The organism is Nostoc sp. (genome assembly GCF_036917415.1).
Classification (GTDB): Bacteria; Cyanobacteriota; Cyanobacteriia; order Cyanobacteriales; family Nostocaceae; genus Nostoc.
The window spans coordinates 172,615-179,262 of the sequence record NZ_JBALDJ010000044.1 but is presented as its reverse complement, the minus strand read 5'-3'; the positions used below and the strand labels follow the sequence as shown (position 1 = coordinate 179,262).

The following is a 6,648-nucleotide window of genomic DNA, read 5'->3' as shown; positions in this document are numbered from 1 at the left end:
CATTTATAACTATGACCTTCAAAATGCTATTTAACTTTTTGACAATTTGTTTAACCCTTTAATGTACCACAAAACTTTTTTGCAAGAGGTCTAATTTCTATGCTTTTGCTGAATAATCAATGGTCAATTCTGAGATATAGCCTTCTTCCCTATGTAATTTAGGATTTATGAATCAACTATTAATTTACGTACAAATTTGTATATAAATTGTCTTTTAAGTATAATCTTTTTCCGAAGTTAATTCTAACTCATAACTTGTAGATATGAGATTTTCACACTTTCTTAGAATTTACGTGACACCGAGTGGGGCTTTTTAACTGATTTCGGTGTGATGGAGAAAATTTGCTCAATTTACATGAAATATATGGTAGATATATTTCATACTTATCAGCTTGAGTGGAGGTTAAACATTTTACCTCACTAGCACAAACACTTCTAGAGGAAAATCTTACTTCCCTCTTGAGTTAGATTTTGTGCATAGCAAAATGTTATAAATCTTTATGTAATGTGTGGACAAAAAGAAAAACAAAATTTATGAAGACAAATTACAGCAAATTACTGACTACGTTGGCAGGCATAGCAGGATTGAGTAGTTTCAGCGTCCTCATTACTTTACCATCTGACGCGAAAGAGGCACTAAATCCTAACCCCAGTATTTTCAACGAAGCTCCCTATAACCAGGGTCAACGCATTCAAGCAAACGCTCAATACACACCTGCTGAGGCTGTTTCCCAAATAGAAAAGGGCAATACTAAACGCAAACCGATAGCACAGAATAGTGGTGGAACGCTAAATCCCAAACCAAGTATTTTCAACGAGCCTCCCTATAACCGTGGTGGTGGTAGTGTGACACCTAGTGAACCTACACCCCCTAGTGAACCTACACCCTCTAGTGAACCTACACCCCGCACCCCACGTCCTATTCCACAAACTCAACCTACCACACCACCGACTCAGACACCGACTACAACTCCACCAGGGCCAGGGGCAAGCGACAATCAAGGCAAAAACTTGTTAGCGTTGGCAGAATCAAACGCTTCCTTTACCACCTTAACTAAGGCATTGAAAGCAGCAGGATTGACCGGAGCTTTACAAGGCAAAGATAACTTAACTATTTTTGCACCCACAGATGCAGCTTTTGCTAAGTTGCCACCAGATGCTTTGCAAGAATTGTTAAAACCAGACAACAAAGAAATATTGCTGAAGATTTTAACTTACCATGTGGTGGCTGGTAAGGTATTGTCCACTGATTTGAAGTCTGGCGAAGTTAAAAGCCTTGAAGGCGGAACAATCAACATAAAAGTTGATCCTGTTACTGGTGTTACCGTTAATGAAGCTAAAGTCACACAGGCAGATATTACAGGTAGTAACGGCGTAATCCACGCAATCGATCAGGTGATTTTACCTCCTGACATTTAGTTTTACGGTATCAGCACAACTGGTAATATAACTAGATTTGCATAAAGTATTAATAGGTTAAAATTCCGTTCAGATATTAATTTTGGACGGTTTTTTTGTTTGCAGTCAGCTTTTGATCTTTATCTTGCATTTCTAAAAGTTCAGGAATAGTAACAAACTTATAGCCCTGTTTCCGAAAGTTGGCAATAATTTCTGGTAAAGCTTGCACAGTTTTAGAGCGATTACCACCACCATCATGCATTAGCACAATTCCACCTGGCTTGGCCCTCCTAAAGACATTATTAATTAATTTTGCTACAGCAGGACGTGAATAGTCTACAGAGTCAGATGACCAGAGAATGATGGCATATTTGCTATTTCTAGCGTAACTAGCTACCCCATTGTGCATGATTCCCCCTGGTGGTCGAAATAAATTTGTTTTAATCCCTGTCACTTGATAAATCAAGTCTGCTGTGTGGTCAATCTCATAGGCAGCTGCTTGTGGATTCAAGAATTGATACCAATGATGCCAAGTGTGATTACCAATTACGTGACCCTCAGCAATCTCCCGTTTCACTAAGCCTGGATAATTCTTCACGTTTTGCCCAATAAGAAAAAATGTCCCTTTAATCTGATTTTTTTTAAGAATATCGAGTACTTGCGCGGTACTTTCAGGCCATGGGCCATCATCAAAGGTGAGCGCAATTACTTTCTGTTCAGGAGTAAGTTTTGCGGCATTAACTATTGCTCCCTGAAAACGCTGTGGCAAAGTATATGAAAAACCTTTTGTTTGTGCTTGTTGCTGCCAACTTTGAAGCATCATCGCTTTTAGTTCTTCAATCTGCTGCTGAATTCCAACTTTGCTTGGTAGATTGTTTACATTTGTATTCTCTATACTTTGAGCATTAGAGGAACTTGACTTAATAAGCATCATCGTGCTGGCACTCACACTGCCACTCAAGACAAGCAACGTAACTAATATTTTTTGCAGACCAAAAAATGACTTATTGTCGTCCACTTCATAGCTCCTTCAAGGTGAAACCATCTTTTTTTCACAATAATTATGGCAACTTTTTATACTCTGTAAGCCTTGCCATAAAAGCTACAGTTATGATTGGTATATTTTTTAAAGTTAGCTCCAACCCTGACTCTGAAAAAATACCTTACCCGATGGATAATCTAATATCTATAAGCAAAACCCTCACCATGAAGGTTCTCACCTTCATACGCATTAATTTTTGTAATCTATGGGGTATGAGGAGAATTTCGAGAACCGTAAAAGGCAAGTAAAATAATTTGTAATTAAGTTAAGTTTTGCAACGGATATTGAGACAAGAGCCAGAAAACTTGCCACTTCTTAGTTGCGAGGGACGTAACCCCCTAAAATTTATTAATCCTGCTTCATTAACTATGAATTTTAATGTAGGCTAAATATTGCATATTCTATTGACGAAGCCATTGCGAAATTATGACGAAGATGTGACCTTTCTTGAGTAATGACGGTAAAGAGCAAACCTGTTAAAAAATTTCTTCGATCCCCAACTGCGCAAGACGATTGAACACCATTAACTGCTGAAAGTTCTGCAAATAATGCTTGAGAGTGAGTCCGAAAATTCCGCACGCTTGTTTCTCTATTAAAAAAGGGACTTCCTATAAATCATCCATTTTGTGGGGCAAGATGCCCACCCCACAAGAGTTAACAGGATACTTTTGATTTGGAAATCCCTTAACAAACAGGTTACAGGCTCGACATTACATCCCGTGCAACTGCTAAAGTCTGCTCAATGTCTTCTTCAGTGTGAGCAAAAGACGTAAACCCAGCTTCAAATTGAGAGGGTGCTAAGTAAACACCGCGCTCTAACATCCCGCGATGGAAGCGTCCGAATTTGGCTGTATCAGACTTTTTCGCATCTTCGTAGTTATGAACTGGGCCAGAGGTAAAGAATAAGCCGAACATGGCGCTGATTTGACCGCCGCAAGCTGCATGACCGGTTTCTTTGGCAATTTGCAGCAAACCATCTGCTAGCTTTTTAGTAATCCGCTCAAGAGACTCATAAGTACCTGGCTTTTGCAGCAATTCTAAAGTTTTAATACCAGCAGTCATTGCCAAAGGATTACCAGAAAGAGTTCCAGCTTGATATACGGGGCCGGCAGGCGCAACCATTGACATAATATCTCGACGACCGCCATAAGCCCCTACTGGCAAACCACCACCAATCACCTTACCCAAGGTTGTTAAATCAGGAGTGACGCCAAATTTTTCTTGAGCGCCACCGTAAGCAATGCGGAAGCCTGTCATCACTTCATCAAATACCAATAACGCTCCATACTCCTGAGTGAGTTCTCGTAATCCTTCTAGGAAGCCAGCATCAGGCGCAATAAATCCAGCATTACCGACGACTGGCTCAAGAATGACACCAGCAATCTCGTCGCGGTTTTCTTCAAATAAAGCTTTGACTGCTTCTAGGTCATTGAAAGGTGCAGTTAGAGTACTGCTAGTTGCTAATTTAGGTACTCCCGGTGAGTCTGGCAAACCAAGTGTAGCAACACCAGAACCCGCCTTTACTAGAAACGCATCGGCGTGTCCGTGGTAGCAACCTTCAAACTTGATGATTTTCTCTCGGTTGGTGAAAGCCCGCATCAGCCGCAAAACTCCCATACAGGCTTCAGTTCCCGAATTAACAAATCTGACCATTTCGATGCTAGGAACGGCATCGATGACCATTTCTGCCAAAACATTTTCTAGAACTGAGGGAGCGCCGAAACTGGTGCCTTTTTCTAAAGCTTCATGCAACGCTGCAATTACTTCTGGATGAGCATGACCGCAAATAGCTGGGCCCCAAGTGCCTACATAGTCTATGTATTTATTGCCATCTACATCCCAAATATACGCACCTTTAACACGATCAAAAACGATGGGTTGTCCGCCCACAGATTTAAAGGCACGAACTGGAGAACTGACTCCTCCGGGCATGAGATTTTGAGCAGCGGCGAAGACTTCTTGTGATTTTGTTGTTTTAATTGTGGTATTTACCAAAGTTCTCTCCTAACAGTGGGCAATAAAACGCTCTATCTTAGGATAGGGTCAAACACTGCTTAGAATTTCTATCCTATAAAATTAGCTGAACCAAAAAAATAACAATATGTTATGCAAGTCCAATGAAGACTTGATTTTAGATATTTAATTCCAAAAAATATACCAGCTAGCCTATTGTGAATGGTATCGTGAATCCATAAATTATTCTCATGAGAGCAAACTAGCTGGTATGTCTTCTAACGATTCGCGATCGCTGCATTACACTATCCCTATTGAGAAAATTCGCTACGATGAACGGGGTCTAGTGCCTGCAATTGTCCAAGACTATCTAGATGGTACTGTCCTGATGATGGCGTGGATGAATCAGGAGTCGTTACAAAAGACTTTAGAAACTGAAGAAACTTGGTTTTGGAGTCGTTCTCGGCAAGAATTGTGGCACAAGGGGGCGACTTCTGGGCATATCCAAAAAGTGCAAAGTATCCGTTATGACTGTGATAGTGATGCGCTCCTGATTGGGGTAGAGCAATTAGGAGATGTTGCCTGCCATACTGGAGAGCGCAGTTGTTTTCACCAAATAGAAGGTAAAATTGTTGCACCACCAGGAGATACATTGTCGCAATTGTTTCAAATAATATGCGATCGCCGCGACAATCCTACTGAAAGTTCTTACACTTGTAAACTATTTGCAGGTGGTGATAACAAAATTTTGAAAAAGATTGGTGAGGAAACTGCTGAGGTGGTAATGGCTTTTAAGGACGATCGAGAAGATGCGATCGCAGGTGAAGTGGCTGATTTGCTATATCATACTTTGGTTGCCTTAGCTCACCATCAAGTTGATTTAAAATCTGTATATCGCAAGCTGCAAGAACGTCGTCAATAGAGGGAGAATAAGCGCACATCTGTGTGCCCCTACTCAGCCAAAATTCGATTGAGGTACTGTAAAATTGCCACAGCGATCGCTACACTCAAGATGAAGCCTAGCCAATAAGTATTGGTAATAATTTGTGGTTGATCTAATGCCCATCCACCCAAAGGATGACCAATAAAAGAGCCAACAGCCCAGCACAAAGCGTTGATGGAAAAATAAACGCCGCGTTGATTTTCTGGGGCTAACTCAGTCACTAAAGAGGCAGCAGATGGGGTATAGGAAACAATTGCCACAGCAAATACTCCCAATGCCAATATTACCCAAAGCAGATGATGAGATGGGGCAGTGCCGCTTACCCAAATCAGTCCAAAACCAATTGCCCAGAAAATCGCAGAAACAGTGAGCGCCAGTGTGTGAGAACAGCGTTTTAAGATGCTGGTGACAGGCAACTGACAAATAATTGCGAACACCAGATGCCAAGCAAATAGTCCGCTAATGGTAGTTTCAGTAAATCCCTTGGCAGTACTTTCGACAAGGACAAAATTTTTGAAGTAAAGCGGTAGGGTGCTGTGGATTTGAGAAATATAGATTGTAAAGAATATATTAACTGCTATGTAGACCAGGAAACGCCCATCTCTTAATACTGCCATCCAAGCAGCAAAAAGTTCTGTCTTTTCAGATTCCTCTATCTGCTGTTGTTCAGTTTCACTAATCCCTACATAGACAACTCCAAAAAATAGCATAAAAGAGATGGCATCAATGACAAATAGCCATCGATAATTCCCAATTATGGCGATCAAAAACCCAGCTAGCACAATTCCGATCGCTAACCCAAGGTTATCAGCTAGTCGGGCGATCGCAAAAGTTTCGCGGCGATTGTCAATTTGGCTGGCGTCAGCAACCACAGCTTCAGCCGCCGGCCAATAGAAACCTATCCCTAAACCGCTAATCAAGCTACCGATTACCAAAGTAGTGAAATTATTGGTTGTAGCTAAAACTAGAGAAGCAATTGCTGAAATCGCCGTCGCTAGCAACAATGTGCGGCGGCGTCCCCAATATCCAGAATCAGCCAAAGAACCACCTGTAATCCGTCCTACAACGCCGGAAATCGAGGCGCTACCCAAGGCTACCCCAACACTGGTTGCAGATAAACCAAGTTGATTGACAAAAAAGATGGGGGCGTAAAACAGGGTACAGCCGGTGCCAACTTCCGAGAGAAATCTACCAATTGCGAAAATCCAGACCTGGGGATGTATCGAGGGCAACCACGATGATAACTGCGATTGAGAAGCTAATTTCATGAGCTTAAATGTCATATTTTGATGACATTTTTGTAATTCTTATC

General features: G+C 41.4%; 5 protein-coding genes. 2 read left to right on the top strand and 3 right to left on the bottom strand.

Features of this window, described 5'->3' with window-relative positions:
* Positions 1 to 534: 534 nt before the first annotated feature.
* Positions 535 to 1,419 (top strand): fasciclin domain-containing protein, encoded by an 885-nt coding sequence (locus V7K41_RS08185; protein ID WP_334847093.1) that lies wholly within the window; start codon positions 535 to 537, stop codon positions 1,417 to 1,419.
* A 76-nt stretch (positions 1,420 to 1,495) separates the two neighbouring features.
* On the opposite strand, the gene V7K41_RS08180 is transcribed toward V7K41_RS08185, so the two are convergent.
* The gene (locus V7K41_RS08180) at positions 1,496 to 2,416 is read right to left on the bottom strand and encodes a polysaccharide deacetylase family protein (protein WP_334847091.1); all 921 of its coding nucleotides are present in this window, start codon (positions 2,414 to 2,416) and stop codon (positions 1,496 to 1,498) included.
* A 720-nt stretch (positions 2,417 to 3,136) separates the two neighbouring features.
* Positions 3,137 to 4,435 (bottom strand): glutamate-1-semialdehyde 2,1-aminomutase, encoded by a 1,299-nt coding sequence (gene hemL, locus V7K41_RS08175; RefSeq protein ID WP_334847089.1) that lies wholly within the window; start codon positions 4,433 to 4,435, stop codon positions 3,137 to 3,139.
* Positions 4,436 to 4,664: 229 nt separating this feature from the next.
* Here hemL and hisIE point away from each other — a divergent pair, with 229 nt between their 5' ends.
* On the top strand, positions 4,665 to 5,315 hold the full coding sequence (gene hisIE / locus V7K41_RS08170; RefSeq protein ID WP_334847087.1) for a bifunctional phosphoribosyl-AMP cyclohydrolase/phosphoribosyl-ATP diphosphatase HisIE: 651 nt from the start codon (positions 4,665 to 4,667) through the stop codon (positions 5,313 to 5,315).
* Between the two features lie 29 nt (positions 5,316 to 5,344).
* Here hisIE and V7K41_RS08165 read toward each other — a convergent pair whose 3' ends face one another.
* Complete coding sequence (locus V7K41_RS08165; protein WP_334847084.1) at positions 5,345 to 6,619, bottom strand: MFS transporter; 1,275 nt, start codon at positions 6,617 to 6,619, stop codon at positions 5,345 to 5,347.
* Between the last annotated feature and the right edge of the window lie 29 nt (positions 6,620 to 6,648).